Genomic DNA, 18,481 nt, shown 5'->3' with positions numbered 1-18,481 from the left:
CGCACTCCAGAAGCTTGCCCGCGGGCGGGCGATCCCGCTATTTTAGCGAAGTGAATCGCAGCGGATGAAGATCACGAGCGCCGAATTCATCTGCAGCGCCGCGAGCGAGCGCGATTGGCCGACACCCTCGTTGCCGGAGATCGCTTTCCTAGGGCGCTCCAACGTCGGCAAGTCGAGCTTGATCAACTCGCTGCTCGGCAGGCGTCTGGCGCGCACCTCCGCGACGCCGGGCCGCACGCAGACCTTGAACTTCTTCCTCATCAACGGGCGCTTCCGGTTCGTCGATCTGCCGGGATACGGCTACGCGCGCGTGCCAGAACGAGTGCGCCGGTCGTGGGGCGAAATGGCGACAACCTACCTTGCCAAAAGAAGGGAGCTTGTGCTATCAATTCACATTGTAGATTCGCGCCACGACCCCACTGAATTAGATCTGCAGCTTCACGAGTGGCTCGAGTACCACGAGAAACCGCAGATCACGGTCGCTACTAAATCCGATAAGCTTTCGCAAAACGAACTGCGGCGGAACATCGAGCGCATTCGACGAAAGCTGGGTGCCGAGGAGATCATCCCGTACTCGGCGCTGACCAAACAAGGGTACAACGAAGTCTGGCGAGCGATCGAGAGGGCGCTGGCCAAATGACGCTCCTTATGATTCGGCGAGGGGCATGGGCGAATCGAAACAGAAGGGCTGGGTCGGATTTAGGCGACGCAAGCAACGCCTCGCGCATCTAAGGCGAATGGAACAGCGGCCATAAGATCTCGAAGTTGATTGTGGGATCGAACGATAAAGCGATCCCACGGTTCAATCGCTTGACATTGGGCGCATCGTCTGCTAGCTCTCAACGTCCTTTGTGTGTTATGAAAACACGCTTGACGCTCTAGGGGCGCGGACGAGTCAGTCCAGTCTTCGAAACTTCGACAGCTTCCCTTTGCGCGTCCATGCACGCGCGAGTTCCCCAAAAACAAGAGAAGGAAGATTGACAGAATCAAACTGGGCGCTCTGAGTGGGCGCTCACCACACTAGGCGAGAATAGAACCTATGCCACGAAGACGTAGCACTAATGCCACGACGACAACCACCAACAACGATCACAACGACTCCACGACCTTGACGGCAACGGCGGAAGCGCCGCCCGAACCTGAGATCGAAGAGACTCAGGCGGCGCAGGAGACGGCGGAGACCGCCGTCGCCGAGGAAGAGGGCGAGGAGCGCAAAGAGTCGACGCTCACGGGCGAGCCGTTCAACCTCGCGACGCTCAAGGAGATGTCCATCTCCAAACTGACGCAGATCGCCAAGGAGTTGGGCGTTCCGGGCGCGACCGGGATGCGCAAACAGGAGCTCGTCTTCAAGATCCTCGCCGCGCAGACCGAAAAGAGCGGCTTGATCTTCTCGGAAGGCGTGCTCGAAACGCTCCCCGATGGCTTCGGCTTCTTGCGCGCGCCTGAATACAACTACCTGCCCGGTCCAGATGACATCTATGTCTCGCCCTCGCAGATCCGCAAATTCGATCTGCGAACCGGAGATACGATCTCGGGTCAGATCCGTCCGCCCAAAGAAGGCGAGCGTTACTTTGCCCTCATCAAGGTCGAGGCGATCAACTTCGAAGCCCCAGATGCGGCGCGCGAGAAGGTCTTCTTCGACAACCTGACGCCGCTCTATCCGAACGAGCGACTGCGAATGGAGACGACGCCCGATAATTTGAGCGCGCGCGTCATCGATCTGTTGACGCCGCTCGGCAAAGGGCAGCGCGCGCTGATCGTCGCGCCGCCGCGCACGGGCAAGACGATGTTGCTGCAGACGATCGCCAACTCGATCACGCAGAACCATCCGGAAGTGACGCTCATCGTCCTTTTGATCGACGAGCGGCCCGAAGAGGTGACCGACATGCAACGAAGCGTCAACGGCGAAGTCATCTCCTCGACGTTTGACGAGCCGCCAACGCGACACGTTCAGGTCGCCGATATGGTGATCGAGAAGGCGAAACGTCTGGTCGAGCACAAACGCGATGTCGTCATCCTGCTCGACTCGTTGACGCGATTGGCGCGCGCACACAACGCCGTGGTTCCGCCTTCGGGCAAGATCTTGTCGGGCGGCATCGATGCCAACGCGCTACAACGACCGAAGCGGTTCTTCGGCGCAGCGCGCAACATCGAAGAGGGCGGAAGTCTGACGATCATCGCCACGGCGCTCATCGATACGGGCTCGCGCATGGATGACGTGATCTTCGAAGAGTTCAAAGGTACGGGCAATTGCGAGATCCATCTGGACCGCAGGCTCTCGGATAAGCGCATCTTCCCGGCCATCGATCCGCAACGTTCGGGCACGCGCAAAGAGGAACTCTTGATGAGCAAAGAGGATCTAAACCGCATCTGGGCGATGCGTCGCGTCTTGAGTCAACTGTCGCCCGTTGAGCAGATGGAACTCATCCTCGAACGGATGAGCAAGACCAAGACGAACGCCGAGTTCCTCGCCTCCATGCAGAGCTCGTGATCACTGGCCTAAGAAGGGGCGCAAAGAGCTTTTTTGCGCCCCTTCTGCGGACCCCTTTAAACTCCGGTAGGACTTTGATTACCTTGAGTCGAAGGGAGCAGGAGACTTTTGCGCGTTGCCGTCCTTTCGCCGGAAGCCGTTCCCTACTCTAAAACGGGTGGGCTGGGCGATGTCGCTGGCGCGTTGACAAAAGCGTTGCGTCGAACGGGCCGGGCCGATGTCGCGCTCTTCGTGCCGCTCTATGAGCGCGTCGAACGGTCGCTGCTTGATAAGGTTGTATTTGAAGGCTTGGAAGTCGAATGGGCCGGTAGGCGCTACATCGTCAAAGTCTGGTATAGCGAAGCCTCAGGCGCTCCCACCTTTCTGCTGGATCTTCCCGACTATTTCGCGCGCCCCGGCATTTACGGCTACGGCGATGATCACGAGCGCTTCGCCTTCTTCTCGCATGCGACGCTTGTGTCGCTCAAACTCCTGGGAGGGCCGCCGGATATTTTGCACTGCAACGATTGGCCCTGCGCTTTCGCCGTCGTTGAACTCAGCCGATGGCGCGCGCACGATCCCTTCTTCGCCCAAACGCGCACGCTGCTGTCGATTCACAACCTCGCCTACCAAGGCATCTTCGACGCCAGCCTGTTGCCCAAGCTCGGCTTTCAAGATCAGCAGACGATCGATCTCTTCTTGAAAGACGGCGCCGCTTCGGCCTTGAAAGCTGGTCTGATGGCCGCCGATTGGCTTTCGACCGTAAGCCGCCGCTACGCCCTTGAGATCCAAACGCCCGAACAGGGCTATGGCCTAGATTGGCTGCTGCGCGCGCGCCGCGACCGCTTGGTCGGCATTACCAACGGCATCGACTACGAAGTTTGGGACCCTGAGACCGATCCGTTCATCGCCGCTCACTACAGCGCGGCGGATCTGACGGGCAAGAGCGCGTGTAAGGTAGATTTGCTGCGCCGTTTCGGCCTTCCTCTCGAACCGTCGCGTCCCATTATCGCGATCATCTCGCGGCTCGTCGCGCAGAAGGGGTATGACTTGATACGCGAGGCGGCAGACGCGCTCCTCGAGACCGGAGCCTACTTTATCGCCTTGGGAGCGGGCGCACGCGAATACGAGGAATTCCTGCAGAGCCTACGCGATCGCGCCCCGCAACAAGTCGGCGTCTATATCGGCTACGCGAGCGAAGCCTTGGCCCATCAAATCGAAGCCGGCGCCGATATCTTTCTAATGCCCTCGCTCTACGAACCTTGTGGCTTGAATCAGATGTACAGCATGCGCTACGGGACGGTGCCCGTGGTGCGCGCCACCGGCGGGCTCGATGATACGGTCGAAGAGTTCGATCGCGCGCGCCGGACCGGGACTGGGTTCAAGTTCAGAGACTACCGGGCCGAGGCGATGCTCGAAAGCCTCTATGAGGCGCTCTACTGTTACGCCGAACGGGATCTGTGGCGCGCGATCCAGATCAACGGGATGCGCCAGAACAACTCGTGGGAAGCTGCCGCGCAGCGGTACCTAGACCTTTATCGCGCGATCGTCGGCTGAGGCGGGCTTCGAGTCCAAACGCGGCGACTTGCGCTCCGGGAGGCTTTTCAGCGATATTTGACTGAGGACCGAAGCGACAACGCGAAGAGGCGAAGGGGAGGCTTTCCCCTTCGATCCTTGACGGTTAATCTGAATAATTTGATCTAGGAGAGAGCAATCATGGGCGACCACGTGACAGAGGTAACCGATAGCAGCTTCGAAAAGGACGTTCTGCAATCAGATAAACCCGTATTGGTCGATTTTTGGGCTGAGTGGTGCGCGCCGTGCCGGATGCTCGCCCCGACGATCGACGCTATCGCGGAAAAATACGCGGGCAGCGCGAAGGTCGTCAAGATGAATGTGGACGATAATCCCAACACGCCGCATCGTTACGGCATCAAGGGCATCCCGACGTTGATCCTCTTCAAGAACGGCAAGGAGGAGGAGCGCGTCGTCGGCGCAGTCTCGAAAGAGGCGATATCACGTCTGATCGAAAAACACCTAGCACCGGCCAACACCTAAAGTCGTCATGTGGCGTGGGATCGGCAAACCGTCCACGCCACAGCTTTGTTACGCGACATCCGAGCGCGACGCGGACCGGCAAGCGCGTGCCGCGCGGATGTGCCCGCGGTATCGCCAGGCGCGCTAAAGCTTATGAGAAGGACGGATTCGCTCATCGCACGGCGCCCTCGAAATGAGGCCGGTCGCAGTAAAATGGTTGCGCGCCATCGGGGATGCGAAATTCCGCGCGCGTCAAGCTCAAGGCAAGTTGCGCCGATTCGTCAACGCCCATTTCCGCGGACGAGCGGTCGGCGCGGCGAATGCAATCGTTGTGGCGCATGCTGCGAGATCCTTTTCAAATGTCCCTTCTTGCGCCGCCATGCGGATGGGACGACAAGCTGCGGGATCTACAGCGATCGGCCCAACCAATGCCGCCTGTTCCCGATCGATTGGCGCGACTTAGAGGAAGTGCGCGGCAGATGTAGCTACCACTTCGTCGAACGTCCGGTCCAAGTCGAACTGATGAATAGATCTTCTTTGGAGTCATAGATGAAAAGAGCCGCTCGCCCTCCCGAAAACGGATCGCGCATCATCGTCGTCGTCGGCGCCCAATGGGGCGACGAAGGGAAAGGCAAAATAGTAGATCTGCTGGCCGAGCGTTTCGACATCGTCGTCCGCTACCAGGGCGGCCATAACGCCGGTCATTCGGTTCAGATCGGATCGCGCTCATACGTCCTCCACCTTCTGCCTTCGGGGATCGTCCATCCCGATAAAACCTGCGTGCTGGGCAACGGGATGGTCATCGATCCGCAAGCCTTCTTCGAAGAGGCCGAAAGGCTGCGCGCTCAAGGGTTGAAGGTGACGCCTGAAAGGGTTCTCGTCAGCTCCAGGGCTCATCTGATCCTCCCGTACCACCGCGTGTTGGACCACACGAGTGAAGAGCGGCTCGGTAATGAACGGGTCGGGACGACGCTGCGCGGCATCGGGCCAGCCTATGAGGACAAAGCCGGGCGGCGCGGCATACGCACCGCCGATGCCTTGAATCCAGAGGTGCTGCGCGCGCGCATCGAGCGCAACCTCGAAGATGCGAACCGCATCATCGTCGCATATGGCCGCCAAGCGATGAGCGCCGATCAAGTCTTCGAAGAGACTTGGCGCGCCGTGCAACATCTGGCGCCATTTGTCACCGATACGACCGCCTTCCTTAATCGCGCCGCGCGCGAAGGGCGTTCGATTCTGCTCGAAGGCGCACAGGCGACGCTGCTCGACGTCGATCACGGGACCTATCCTTTCGTCACATCGTCGAGCACGACAGCAGGTGGCGCATGCATCGGTTCGGGCCTAGCGCCACATCGCATTACGGGCGTGCTCGGCATCGTTCGAACTTACACGACGCGCGTCGGCGAAGGCCCTTTCCCCACCGAGATGGTGGGCGAAGAGATGGCGATCGGCAACCTGATCCGTGAAAGAGGGCGCGAATACGGAGCCTCGACGGGGCGCCCGCGTCGGTGCGGCTGGTTCGACGCTTTCGCTACCCGTTACGCCGCAGAGATCAACGGATTTACGACCATCGCTCTGACGAAACTCGACGTCCTCGATGCGCTCGATAAGATCAAAGTGTGCATCGGATACAGACTCGATGGCCGCGAACTCGACTCCTTCCCCGCCGTCGCACAGGATCTGCGGCGCGTCGAACCGATCTATACGACGCTTCCGGGTTGGCAAACGTCCACGCTCGGCGTAACCAACTGGGAAGAGTTGCCCGAAAGGGCCCGGCAATATATCGCCTTCCTCGAAGATGAAGTCGGCGTCCCGATCGGCCTCATCTCAACCGGGCCAGAACGCAATCAGACTATCATCACCCGAGACTCCGCGCTCGCTTCCTGGTTGGGCGCTTGAGATGCCCGATTGAAAGCCCGCGCCAATGGCGATGAACTGCGATCAGTTCCTATTATGCTCTTTCGTCGAGAGCTCGATCCGATCTGCGCCCCGCATGGCCGATCTGGCCGCCGCACGCGCAGCGATGAACTTATCGGTGAGCAAATAGCCGACCGTAATCGACATGATCAGGAAGACGCCGAGAAGTTGCGGCGGCGCCGGAACGGGAATATCGAACCAGCGACATGCAGCCCCGATCAGAAATCCGATAACCAGTGCGATGATCATCTTGATCATATTCGAATTTGACTCTCCTTCAAGCGAGCGCGCAAACTACCCTAACGCCGTCGCGACGCGCAGGGGCAAGGATCGGCCATCGCCCACACGCCGCACACGCGCCCCACGCTTCCCAATGAGGCAAAGCGCACGCAAGAGCAGTATATCAGATCAAACGCCACGTCATGAGGCCGGTAAGCTCGAAGATCGCCCTATCGACAGCAAGGGTCATTTTCAATCTCGCAGAGGGCGCGCGAGAGCTTGTTATCTTCCGTCTACCGGCGACGGCAAAGGTCGTTTTCGATCCTGCGCCGCGCCCCGCCCCACTTTGAGAAACCCAATCCGCTTACCGGCGACAGTGAAGGTCGTTTTCGATCCCCTTTGCGTGAATTGGCCGGACGAAGCCCGGGGCTGCTCCCCGATCGACAGGGCGGAGAGATTTTTTTGCAAATTTTCGGCTTTTTTGCACGTTTTTCCGAGACGCGCGAGCCTCCCTTATGGTATATGTCCTTCTCGCAAGTTTTACTCTGAAACTTTACGAATCCACTGGAGGTAAAGAAGACCAAAGATGGCGACCAAAGCAGCTAAGAAGCGCATGACTCAATCCGAGATCATCAACCACTTCGCCGAGAAGTTCGAGATGAAGCGCGCCGAGGCGAAGGCCTTCTTCCAAGAGTTGGCCGACTTGGCGACGCGCGAGGTCAAGCGCAGCGGCGAATTCGTTCTGCCGGGATTCGGCAAACTCGTCCTGTCGCAACGCAAGGCGCGCGAAGGGCGGAACCCGCAGACCGGTGAGCCGATCCACATCCCTGCCAAGACGACGCTTAAGTTTCGTATCGGCAAGGCGATGAAAGACGCCGTGGTGCCGAAAAAATAGGACGAACAACACATAAAGCGCGCCATCCTCCCTCGGAGCGAATCGAGGGAGAATGGCGCGCTAATTCGCGCGATACCGAGCTTCCCTCGAACATCTCCTCACCTAAGCACATCAATAGACCGAATCACGCCAACACCAAAGCGAGCGGGAATTGTTTTGAACCTAGACAAATTACCCTCCCGCCCCGCCGGCAAAGGGAAAAATCTCAAACCACCAATAACTTAGCCCACCTCAAGGAGGGGGTCGGGTGAAAAAAGAGGCTTTTTCCTCTAGCATTTTCGCCGACTTTCTGCTAGCATTTAGTGTTTTCTGCAATCCCCCGAAACATCTGGGTGCGCTTCCAATCCCCAATGTGCGGTCGGATTGCGCGATTTTTTGTGGAATCGCAACGGAAACACATCCCGAAGCGGATTTCATGCATCTATCTTTATCTCGAAGATCTAGACCATCGCCGCTTCTTAGAAGCGGCAGAACTCAAACTCTTGAGGAAGGAGCAAAAATGAGCATCGGTGCAGCAACTGCTATCTCGCTCGAAGAGCGATTGAAGAAGATAGATCATATCCAAGCCCGTCGTTATGCCAAGCTAACCGGAGTCGCGCGCGAAATCGCGACGGAAGGGATCCTTCGTCATCTGCGCGCCTGCGATCGGATGGACGTCAATCCGGACGTAGCCGCAGTGCGCGAGATCATCGACGATGCCTTGAATGGCCGGCGCGTTTTCGCCGAAACTCTGGATGACCGTTACGCGGCATAACGACTATTCTTTCCGTGCAATCATCCATTCGGAACCGTTAAGGGGTGCAAAACGTTTTGCACCCCTTATCATTTTCCACCACCCAGCGCTTAGGCCCGCTCTAAACAACAAGCAGCCATCCTCCTTTTCCGCGGCAGAAGTCTCTTGCCTTCGCGCGAAAAAGAGCTAGAATGGGCGGCGCATCTTCACCGGAGAGCGCAAGGCATCGCCTTCCGCGCTACGAGTCGAAAGGGGATCAGCAGGCGACACTCGCCGAAGCCCGGGTCGGGTATCGCCTTCCGCCATGGGTCGAAAGGAGATCAGTCCATGCCTCACATCGGACCTTTCCTCATCTTTGTCCTATTGTGGGCCAGCTTCCAACAGACGCCAACTTTGGAGTTCAAAACCGAGATCGCGATACGGCGCGTCACTTCGACTCCGGAAACGGCTCTCAACCTCAACCCGACGTTGAGCGGTGACGGGAAGACGATCGTCTTCGAATCGTCCGCGGATATCGCTGGCGCTGGCGGTCCGCCAAGTTTTCGCGTCATACGCGCGAACGGCGCCTTCAGTCAGATAGCCGCCACGCGCGCTTTCACTCCGGCGGTTTCAGAGGACGGGCGGCGCGTGGCATTTTCGACCGCTGATGATCCGCTGGGCCAAAACAGGGATCGCAATCTGGAGATCTTTCTATTTGACGGTTCACAACTTCGCCAAATCACCCACACATCGCCAACAGACGTTTCGCGCCGCACGCAAGAAGGCTGTTTCGCCCCTTCAATCTCGGACGACGGGCGGCTCATCGCTTTTTATTCCAACCGCGATCTGACCGGCCAAAATCCGGACATGAACTTCGAGATCTTCATCTACGACGCGGCGACGCAAAGCCTCTCGCAGCTAACAAACACGGCGGGCGTCCGCGGCTCGCTCGAACCGAAATTGAGCGGCGACGGATCGCATCTCGCCTACGTGCGCGATCTCGCCCCGCAAGGCACGAGCGCCGCGGCATGCGATCTCGTGCTTCGTGATCTCGCCAGCGGCGAAGAAGAGACGATCGCCGCCAACCTCGAAGGGCTCGCGCTCACGCGCGGACGCGCCATCAGCGACGACGGGCGGCGCATGGTCTATGAAGCTCGAATGGGCAGCGCGACGCAAGTCTTTCTTTTCGACGGGCGCAATCGATTGACGCGCCAGATCACCTCTTTGACCGCACGCCAAAACGATGTCCCGTTCAATGCGACCATCAGCGGCGATGGATCGCGCATCGCTTTCGCGACGCGGCGCAACTTCGGCGGATTCAATTCGGATGGGAGCGTGGAGCTCTACGTCTATGACCTTCCGACGCGAAGCGCGTTCCCCGTCACGCGCGCGCCGTCCGGCGCCGCCGCCGAAGTCATTTCATCTCTGAGCGATGACGGCACCATCATCGCTTTCAATTTCGCGCGCCTCCTCTCCGGTCCAGTGTCCGATGCTGCGTTGGCGAATAACAGCGAAATCTACACGGCCACGCTTCCGGCGCGCCCGCCCTTTTCGACCGATGCAACGATCACGAGCGCGCCGCTGCTCGGCAGCGGTCCAGTCAATCTGCTCGCGCCGGATTCCATCGCCATCGCCACCGGGAACAATTTCGCTTTCGACGCCCTGCAAGCGCAACGCCAACCGGACGGATCTTTCCCGTTGAACTTAGGCGGCGTGACCGTCACGGTCAACGGGCGACCGGCGCAGCTCTTTTACGTCTCGCCGACGCAGGTGAACTTTCACGTGCCCGCCGAAACCGAGATCGGTCCGGCAGAGATCGTCGTCACCAATCCAGACGGCTTTCAAACGCGCGTCATGGCAAACATCATCCGCACGCTTCCCGCCCTGTTCACGGATCGGAGTGGCGAAGCGATCGCGCTCGATGCCGATACCTTCTTGCGCTCCCCCTTCGGACCGATGACGCGGCGGCTGGCGATATTTGCGACCGGCGTGCGACGCGCCGGATCGTTCGCCGTCCTCTTGAACGGACGGCCCGCGCCGATCGAGACCCTCGTTCCCGTCCCAAGCCTTCCCGGATTGGACCAGATAAACGTCGCGCTCGACGCGCGACCCGCTGGACCAGCGACGGTGGAAATCGTTGCCGACGGGCGAAATAGCAACCGCGCGACCATCACCTTCTCCGGCGCGAGACGATCCGCGCTCGTCATCAACGAAGTGCTTTTCGATCCGCCGGATGGCGCGCTAGGCGACGCCAATCGCGACGGCGTGCGCAGCGGCAGCGATGACGAATTCATCGAACTCGTCAACGCGTCGGGCGACGCGCTCGATCTGAGCAATTGGACCGTAGAAGTGCGCGCCGCTGGCGACGCGCGGGCGAGCGTGCGCCACGTGTTCGCCGCTGGGACGCAACTCGCGGCGGGCGATGCCATCGTCGTCTTCGGCGGCGGCAATTTCGATGCGCGCAACCCTGCCTTCGGCGGCGCGCAAGTCGTCGCCGCATCTGCGGGCAACCTGTCGCTCAACAACAGCGGCGCGCTCATCACCGTGCGCGACGCAACCGGCGCCATCATCGACGAGTTCGCCTACGGCACGCCGCAGGATGATTTCGCCGGAAGCGGCATCAACCAATCGGTCACGCGCTCGCCCGATATCGCGGGCGCGTTCGTGCGCCACCTTTCGGCGCAAGGAGCGGCGGGAAGGCGCTTTTCGCCCGGCACGCGCGCCGACGGTTCGTTCTTCATCGCGCGCGCCGCGAGCCTAGCGAGCGTGAGCCTCGAACCACCCGCGCTCGCCCTCGTCGAAGGGCAGACGGCGACTTTGACGGCGCGCGCGCTGGACCAGTACGGACGCCCCTTCGAACGCGCCAGTTTCGCTTTCGCATCGAGCGATGACGCGATCGCGACCGTCACCGCGGTCAACGTCGTCGGGGCGGAAGCGACGGCCACCGTGCGCGCGCTTCGCGCTGGGACGGCGCAACTCGCGCTCACGGCAAGCGATGGCGCGACGACCATCACGCGCGCAGCGACGGTCTCGGTCGCGCCCGCTCCGCCGCGCGTCACACGTCTCGAGATCGAACCGAAACAAGCGAGCGTCAATCGCGGAAACGTTCGGCAGTTCGCGGCGCGCGCTTTCAATGAACGGGGCGAAGAGATCACCGGCGTGCGTTTCGACTGGTCCACCACCGATGCCGAGATTGCGACGGCGAACACGCAAGGCGAGGCGCGCGGCGTCGGTGTCGGGCGCGTGAAAGTGCGCGTGAGCGCGCCCGATGGTATGGGCGGCACAATCTCGGACGAAGCGACGCTCGAAGTCCGTCTTCCGCTCGTCATCAACGAGATTCTGGCCGACGTTCCACCCGACGATCCGGCGACGCGCAACATCGAAGGCGATGCGAACCGCGACGGCACGCGCAACAGCGCCGATGACGAATTCATCGAACTTGTGAACGCGTCGAGCGAGCCGGTCGACATCTCGAACGTCACGATCTCCGATTCAACCGCCACGCGCTTCACTTTCCCGGCGAACACGCGGCTCGATGCCGGACGCGCCGCGGTGATCTTTGGCGGCGGCGCAGCGCCGAGGAACGATCCGGCTTTCGGCGGCGCGCTCATCTTCACGGCTAACTCGCTCGGCTTGAACGACGGCGGCGATGCGGTGCACGTCCGCTTGCGAGTTGGCGGCGCAGACGTGACGGTCGCTTCGCAAAGCTACGGGTCGAGCGGTGGGCCAGTCGCGCCATCCGATCAATCGCTCACGCGCTCGCCCGATGCGAGCATCGATTCGGCAGGCGGCGAACTCACCGCGCACGCTAATGCGGTCAACGCGCAAGGCCGCCTCTTTTCGCCGGGCACGCGCGCTGATGGGACGCCTTTCGGCTCACCGCCGATCGCGCGCATCGAAATCATCCCTGCTTCCGCTTCCGCACGCACCGGCCAAAGCGCGACTTTCATGGCGCGCGCTTTCACGGTCGCGAACGGCGCGGAGAGAGAGCTTTCGAATGTCTCGTTCATCTGGAGCGCGAGCGACGCAAATCGAGCGGATCTCGCGCCGACCGCTGGTCCGAGCACGACCGCGACGGCGCTCGCTGCTGGCACGGTGACGATTCGCGCGCGTGCGGGCGGTCAAGAGGCGGTAGCGACTTTGACGATCACCCCTGTGGTCGCCAGCGTCGATCTCAACCCCGACGCGGCGACAGTCGGCATCGGCAACAGCGTCACCTTCACGGCGACGGCGCGCGACGCGCAAGGGCGCGAAGTTCCCGGCATCGCGTTCGATTTCAGTCTGCGCGACGCGCAACCGGCGGGCGTCGCGACCGTCATCGCGCAAACCGCCGACACCATCACTGTGCGCGCAGATCGCGTCGGAAGCGTGAACGTCGTCGCGCGTTACACTCGCCCGGACGACGGCGCGGTGCTCGAGGACTCGTCCGCGCTGACGGTGCGCGCTGCTGGCCCAGCGGTTCCTGCTCCAGGCCAAATCGTCATCAACGAAGCGTTGGTCGCGTTCTCTTCTTCGACCGCTGAAACGCGGAACGATTTCATCGAACTGCTCAACAAGACGGACCAACCGCTCGACATCAGCGGTTTGACGATCACCTTCCGATCGAGCGGCGCGGGCAACGCGCCTGCGACCGTGCAGCTTCCCGGCAGCGTCGGCAGCGGCACGGTCATCATCGGACCGCGCAGCTACTTCCTCGTCGTCAACGGCGCGGAGACTTTCGGCGTCGCGGCTGATTACAACGCGGGCGCGGGCAATCTGGACCTGAACGGAACGACCGGCGCCATCAAGATCGAAATCGGCGGCACGAAACTCGATGGTTTCGCTTATCAAGGCGGCAGCTCGCCGCCCGCCGCGCCGTTCAACTCTTACGGCGAAGGGGCGATCTTCGCGTTCACGAGCGGCGCGACCAATGATCTCATACGCAGCCCCGATGGTGCCGATACGAACGACAACGCGCGCGATTTTCGGCGCAACGGTTCGACATCGAACGTCTCGCCGAAACGCGCCAATCCAACAATCCCGTAAATTCGCTCATCCAACGAGCCGAAACGCAGGAGCCCTCGCCATGCCAGCGAAGAAGCTCGAATTTTTGAGGATTTGGCGTGCGGTTGAAGGGGTGAAGCCAGCGCAAAGGTATCGCGCTGGAACGGAACTTTTCGGGCAAGCGTCGGCGGTCAACGAAACCTACTTGATCGAACAAGGCTTGATCCGACTCGTCCGTTTCGGCGATCGCGGACAAGAAGTGACTGTCGCGTTGCGCTTTCCGGGCTGGGTGCTCGGCGCCGCATCGGTGATTCTGCGGCTGCCATCTCCGGTGACGGCCATCACCGCGACGGAATGCCGATTGCGCCCGATCCCCGCCAGGCTCTTGCTCCGGCTCATCGAGACCAATGTCGCCATCTCGCGTTACCTTCTTGAGATGCTCAGCCGCGAAGTCTACGAGCAGATTGACCGCACGATTCAACTGAGTCAATGTACGGCTCAACAACGGCTCGAACAATTGCTTTGGGACCTAATCTCACAGACGGAGAGCATCGAGACGTCTCGCGGCATTCGCCTTCAATTTCCCTTGAAACAAGAGGAGATAGCGCAGTTGATCGCGGTGACGCCCTCTTATCTCAGCCGGATGCTCAAAAGGTTGGAGCAACAGGGCCTCATTCAAAGGAGAATGGGCTGGATCGTCGTCTTCGATCCGCAGAGACTCTGGCATCAGGAAGTTCCGGGTCTTTGAAAACCAGCGGCGCATGCGGCGAATTGCACTAGATCAAAAACGGACTTGTACCAGTGCAATGACCGGAGAAAAGCATCGGTGTAAGAAGCTCACTGGCGAGAGAATCTCTGAATCCACGGGAGGTGTTGAAAATGGCGATCAGAAGGCTGCTTGCGTCGCTACTGGTTGCGCTTCTGTTCGTTATCGGATGGTCGAAAGCGCAAGACCCTGCAAATAGGCAAGACCATCGCCCATTGGGCATCGAAATCAATCTCGCTAACGCCTTCTATCTTCCTGCTGCTACAGGAGACAAAAAGCTGATTGGAATCATCAGAGTCGAAAAAGGTGAACTAAACTCCGAGAAAGTATCAGGATTGGAGATTCTGCCTATAGCTGAGAGCGACGGCGTCAGAGTAGAAGTTTCAGCCATCTTCGGCGATATTGGCAAAGTCGAGCGTTGCTCGGATTTGAATACGCTTCCGAGGAGACTTCTTTTTTCTCGCGTGCTTAATCGCGGCGAAACGCTCGATCTTTCTCAGCTCATTGGTCTAAAGAGAAAGGCGAACGAAGCGCCGTTAATGCTCAAAATCGTTGGGGCTAGAAGGAACTACGCCGACGATCCGTTTGAGAAGATTTCGGCTACCGTCCAAATTCCCGGTTGCGGCTCGTATGGCAACACAGTATGCTGCCCAGACCCTAACAGGTGTATAAGGTATGGAGACTGCGGAATAGTCTGCGTGATTGGCAGATAATCTTTTGCTATTTCTTCCAGGAGATCGGGTAAAATTTACGAACAACGGAGAACCGCCTTCCCATATTTCGGTCCACTTGGACCCGCTCAAGAGAGCAGAAAACGATGCGCGTTTGGTATCTGATCATGGCAGCGATCTTCTCCCCTCTTGCCCAAGTCGCGCTCGGTCAAACGACCGCCACCCCGAAGCAGCCCCCTCGATCCGCCGAAAGGCAGAAGGCTCCTCCTTCTGCGCAGGAACTCGAACGACGCGCCAAGCGCGATTTCGCGCTTTCACTGATCGTCTCGCTGGCGGACGAAGCGGTGAAATACGAGGATCGCGTTATCGGCGTCCGCGTGCAAATTAAGGCTGCCGATCTGCTATGGGAAGCCGATCCGGAAAGATCACGGGCCATCTTCCGTCGAGCTTGGAAGATGGCGACCGAGATCGAAGATGCCGAGCGGCAGGCGATCGAAGAGAAGAAAAAGAAGTTCTTCTCCGGAGAAAGCAAGATCGGCTTCATTCCGCTGCCGCCCAACTTGCGCGGTGAGATCCTGCAAGCGGTTGCGCTGCGCGACAGAAAACTGGCCGAAGAATTGCTCGCGAGCCTAGAGAACAAAACCCCGGAAGAAGAGGAGCAGAGTAATAGAAGTTTCGATCCGACCGATCCCGACTTGGCGACCGAGCGAAGGCTGGAGCTGGCCCTGTATCTGCTGGAGAAGGGCGAGACCGAGCGTGCCGTGGCGGTTGCCGATCCGGCCTTGACCAGACCGACAATGCAAGGCGTGATCTTCTTGATCGCGCTGCGAAAGGCTGCGCCAGCCGCCGCGGATGCGCGCTTTTCAGCGCTCGTCAAAAGGCTTCTGTCCGATCCGATGGCGGATGCCGCTTCGCTCTCTCTGCTCTCTTCTTATGTCTTCACTCCCAACGTGCTCGCGGCGGTGACCGCCAACGGCACAATCGTCCAGAAACTCGACCGTCCGCAGGAGAACTGGAACATACCCGAAGGATTGCGGCGCGACTTTCTGCTGGCCGCAGCGCAAATCCTCTTGCGCCCGCCGCAAACGATGACGACCGCCGAGATCTCCAGCGCTTTCTTCGCGCTCCGACGGCTGCTACCTTTCTTCCAGCAATATCTGCCCGACAAACTCCCCGCCGTGCAAGCGCAAATGAACCTGCTTGCGCAGAACGCATCGTCGAGCGCGCGCGAAAGAACGGAACAGTTCGCTGAAGAAGGGATCAAACCGGAGAGCGACGCGAACTCCACCGAAACCGACGGCGTTCGCGCGGCTGATCTTGCCCGCTCGCGGGCGGCGCGTGCCGCCGCGATGAAAGGAGAGCTGAAGGCTCGCGAGCTCGCGGAACAGATCTCCGATCCTTCTTTGAAGGAACAGATATTGGCTTTCGTCGAGGTGGCGCTCATCAGCAAACTCATCGAACAACGCCAGCCCGACAAGGCGATGGAACTGCTCAGGAAAGCCAACATCGCGCCACTACATCGAATCTGGTTCCTGACCGAGATCGCGACGCTGCTCGGCAAAGAGAGAGGACTGGAAGCGCGCGAACTGCTGGAGATGGCCCTCGCCGAAGCGCGCAAAGCGAGCCGCGAGGAACAATGGAAAGCTCCGGCCCTGAGCGCGATCGCTAACGCCTACTTCGGTTATGACAAACTGCGGGCTTGGCAGATCGCCGCCGAAGCGGTGGAAACGGCTAACGCGGCAACCTTCTTCAAGGTCGAGCCCGAAATCTCGATTCTGACGAAGACCGATGACGAAATCTCGATCTACAAATTGAAGGCGCCGAGCTTGAGCTTGGCCGCGCTGTTTGCGCAACTTGCGCTCGATGATCTGTACCAAGCGACCAGTTTAGCGAGGAACATCAAAGACGAGCAACAAAGATCACTGTCGTTGCTTGCAGTCGCAGCGAGTCAACTGAAAAAGGGATGATCGACAGAACCGACGAGCGCTCTGAACAGTTTCTTTCAAGCGAGGCCAGCATGATCGTCGTCGGCAAGGCGTTGCCGCGGCCAACGTCATCTTTTTTGCCCTCTCGCTGCTTTCTCGGCAATCCAAGAAGTGGCGTCTCGCTGCATCGAAGTGCGCGTCAAGCGTGGGATTGAAACCTTGTATAGGGCGTACTCGTATGAGTCTCGCTGCATCGAAGTGCGCGTCAAGCGACCAACTAGGTTCGTGCGCGTGAAGGTTGCAGAGTAGCGGGCTGAACCGCGAGATCGAGCTAACCGAGCGAGGACGTCGGCTTTCGCCGAAACCGGTCGTCTCACCGTCCGCGGCGCGAAAAGCTTGACCCACCTGGCGTCGCTCCGTAGAATCTCTGCTTCGCCCAAAAGGGGAGTAGATCACCCCGCAAGGTGGTCCGGTAAGGTCGTCAAGACGGTCGCCAATGCGCGATCCGGCCTACCGGTAAGAACCAGTAGGGTTCGACGATCAAGACCTTTTGCCGCGCGACGAGCGCGCAAAAGGTCTTTCGTCTTTTCGCGCGCTCGTTGGACCGAAGGCCAATCGGCCTCGACGTCAGAGACGAAAGCGAAAGGACCGAATTAACAGATGATGACTGTAGAGCTTTTCCCGTTCGTCGAATACTGGTGGTTCTATGCCGCATTTGTCGGCTTCGTGCTTTTCCTGCTCGCGCTCGACCTCGGCGTCTTTCACCGCCAAGCGCACGAGGTCTCATTCCGCGAGGCGACCATCTGGAGCATCGTTTGGGTGGCGCTGGCGCTGGCGTTCAATCTTCTTCTCTACCGCTATGCGCTCTGGAAGTTTGCGCAAGATGCGCGCTTGATGTCCATCCCCGGTTTCGATCCGCAAGCGGCCGCTTGGCAAACGGCGCTCGAATTTCTCACCGGGTACATCGTCGAAAAATCGCTCTCCGTTGACAACATCTTCGTCTTCGTGCTGGTCTTCAGCTATTTCGCGATCCCGGCGAAATACCAGCACCGCATCCTTTTTTACGGCATCATCGGAGCGCTCGTTTTTCGCGCCATCTTCATCGCGCTCGGAGCCGTGTTGCTGCAGTACCACTGGATCGTGGTGCTATTCGGACTGTTCCTCATCTTCACCGGAATCAAGATGCTCTTTGCGCCGGACAAAGGCATCGATCCGAGCGGCAATCCCATAATCAAGCTCTTTCGCCGCTTGTTTCCCATCACCCCGGAATTTCACGGGCAGAGCTTCTTCGTCAAACTGAACGGCGTCTGGCACGCGACGCCGCTCTTCATCGCGCTGCTCTTTGTTGAAACGAGCGACATCATCTTCGCCGTCGATTCGGTGCCGGCCATCTACGCCTTGACGGACGAACCGCTGATCGTCTTCACCTCGAACGTCTTCGCCATTCTGGGTCTGCGCGCGATGTACTTTCTGCTCGCTGGCGCCGTCGACAAGTTCCACTTGCTCCGCTACGGGTTGGCCGCGGTGCTCATCTTCGTCGGGCTCAAGATGGCTTGGCTCAACGACTTTTACGGCGGCAAGCTCCCCATTCAGTGGTCGCTCGGCATCATCCTCGCCGTCATCGTGGCGTCGGTCGGATTGTCGCTCGCGTTTCCCAAACGCCGCGCGGACGAAGCGTGACGCAAGCGCTCAGGCGCCGGAAGCAACCTATCTGGTGTAACCGGGCGGATAGCGCAATTCGAGGCCCTCCGCCCGGATCCCTATTCGGTGAAAGCCTCGATTCGAGTGCGTCGAAAGATAGGTGATGGCGAGTTGACGTTGCAGCGAGGCGCCGATCTCGCGCAAGAAAGGCGCGATGCTCACGGGCGCGCCCGTGCCTTGAAAAG

15 protein-coding genes are annotated in these 18,481 nt (G+C 59.7%); 12 read left to right on the top strand and 3 right to left on the bottom strand.

Annotated features, from left to right (window positions below):
- Positions 1–64: 64 nt before the first annotated feature.
- From yihA to trxA, 4 genes are all read left to right on the top strand, one after another.
- Positions 65–640, top strand: a complete 576-nt coding sequence (gene yihA, locus PYK22_RS08070; RefSeq protein ID WP_041975981.1) for a ribosome biogenesis GTP-binding protein YihA/YsxC — start codon at positions 65–67, stop codon at positions 638–640.
- Positions 641–1,039: 399 nt separating this feature from the next.
- Positions 1,040–2,491: a transcription termination factor Rho gene (gene rho, locus PYK22_RS08065; RefSeq protein WP_211197647.1), complete on the top strand. Its 1,452-nt coding sequence runs from the start codon at positions 1,040–1,042 to the stop codon at positions 2,489–2,491.
- A 108-nt stretch (positions 2,492–2,599) separates the two neighbouring features.
- Positions 2,600–4,027 carry a glycogen synthase gene (locus PYK22_RS08060; RefSeq protein ID WP_041975979.1) on the top strand — a complete coding sequence of 476 codons (1,428 nt, stop codon included), beginning with the start codon at positions 2,600–2,602 and terminating at the stop codon, positions 4,025–4,027.
- Positions 4,028–4,186: 159 nt separating this feature from the next.
- Positions 4,187–4,528, top strand: coding sequence for a thioredoxin (gene trxA, locus PYK22_RS08055; protein WP_041975977.1), 342 nt, complete (start codon positions 4,187–4,189; stop codon positions 4,526–4,528).
- Between the two features lie 151 nt (positions 4,529–4,679).
- Here the strand turns inward: trxA and PYK22_RS17745 are convergent, their stop codons facing one another.
- Complete coding sequence (locus PYK22_RS17745) at positions 4,680–4,847, bottom strand: hypothetical protein (protein WP_162199819.1); 168 nt, start codon at positions 4,845–4,847, stop codon at positions 4,680–4,682.
- A gap of 209 nt (positions 4,848–5,056) precedes the next feature.
- Between PYK22_RS17745 and PYK22_RS08045 the strand changes: the two genes are divergently transcribed.
- A complete protein-coding gene (locus PYK22_RS08045) occupies positions 5,057–6,406 on the top strand; it encodes an adenylosuccinate synthase (RefSeq protein ID WP_041975974.1) in 1,350 nt (449 codons plus the stop codon).
- 42 nt (positions 6,407–6,448) lie between these two features.
- Here the strand turns inward: PYK22_RS08045 and PYK22_RS08040 are convergent, their stop codons facing one another.
- Positions 6,449–6,673, bottom strand: a complete 225-nt coding sequence (locus tag PYK22_RS08040) for a DUF1427 family protein (protein ID WP_211197646.1) — start codon at positions 6,671–6,673, stop codon at positions 6,449–6,451.
- A 556-nt stretch (positions 6,674–7,229) separates the two neighbouring features.
- On the opposite strand from PYK22_RS08040, the gene PYK22_RS08035 reads away from it, so the two are divergent.
- The 7 genes from PYK22_RS08035 (at position 7,230) to PYK22_RS08005 (ending at position 18,275) form a co-directional block, all read left to right on the top strand.
- Positions 7,230–7,538 carry an HU family DNA-binding protein gene (locus tag PYK22_RS08035; RefSeq protein ID WP_041975970.1) on the top strand — a complete coding sequence of 103 codons (309 nt, stop codon included), beginning with the start codon at positions 7,230–7,232 and terminating at the stop codon, positions 7,536–7,538.
- Between the two features lie 499 nt (positions 7,539–8,037).
- Positions 8,038–8,292 carry a hypothetical protein gene (locus PYK22_RS08030; protein WP_041975969.1) on the top strand — a complete coding sequence of 85 codons (255 nt, stop codon included), beginning with the start codon at positions 8,038–8,040 and terminating at the stop codon, positions 8,290–8,292.
- Positions 8,293–8,598: 306 nt separating this feature from the next.
- Complete coding sequence (locus PYK22_RS16580) at positions 8,599–13,275, top strand: lamin tail domain-containing protein (protein ID WP_060635465.1); 4,677 nt, start codon at positions 8,599–8,601, stop codon at positions 13,273–13,275.
- A 40-nt stretch (positions 13,276–13,315) separates the two neighbouring features.
- Complete coding sequence (locus PYK22_RS08020) at positions 13,316–13,981, top strand: Crp/Fnr family transcriptional regulator (protein WP_041975967.1); 666 nt, start codon at positions 13,316–13,318, stop codon at positions 13,979–13,981.
- Between the two features lie 131 nt (positions 13,982–14,112).
- On the top strand, positions 14,113–14,712 hold the full coding sequence (locus PYK22_RS08015; protein WP_041975965.1) for a hypothetical protein: 600 nt from the start codon (positions 14,113–14,115) through the stop codon (positions 14,710–14,712).
- Between the two features lie 104 nt (positions 14,713–14,816).
- Positions 14,817–16,637: a hypothetical protein gene (locus PYK22_RS08010; protein WP_041975964.1), complete on the top strand. Its 1,821-nt coding sequence runs from the start codon at positions 14,817–14,819 to the stop codon at positions 16,635–16,637.
- Positions 16,638–17,255: 618 nt separating this feature from the next.
- Complete coding sequence (locus PYK22_RS08005; protein ID WP_211197645.1) at positions 17,256–18,275, top strand: TerC family protein; 1,020 nt, start codon at positions 17,256–17,258, stop codon at positions 18,273–18,275.
- Between the two features lie 27 nt (positions 18,276–18,302).
- On the opposite strand, the gene PYK22_RS17540 is transcribed toward PYK22_RS08005, so the two are convergent.
- The gene (locus PYK22_RS17540) at positions 18,303–18,458 is read right to left on the bottom strand and encodes a hypothetical protein (protein WP_157770755.1); all 156 of its coding nucleotides are present in this window, start codon (positions 18,456–18,458) and stop codon (positions 18,303–18,305) included.
- Positions 18,459–18,481 lie beyond the last annotated feature (23 nt).

Source organism: Pyrinomonas methylaliphatogenes (genome assembly GCF_000820845.2).
Lineage (GTDB): Bacteria > Acidobacteriota > Blastocatellia > Pyrinomonadales > Pyrinomonadaceae > Pyrinomonas > Pyrinomonas methylaliphatogenes.
This window is presented reverse-complemented; position numbering and strand designations above follow the sequence as displayed.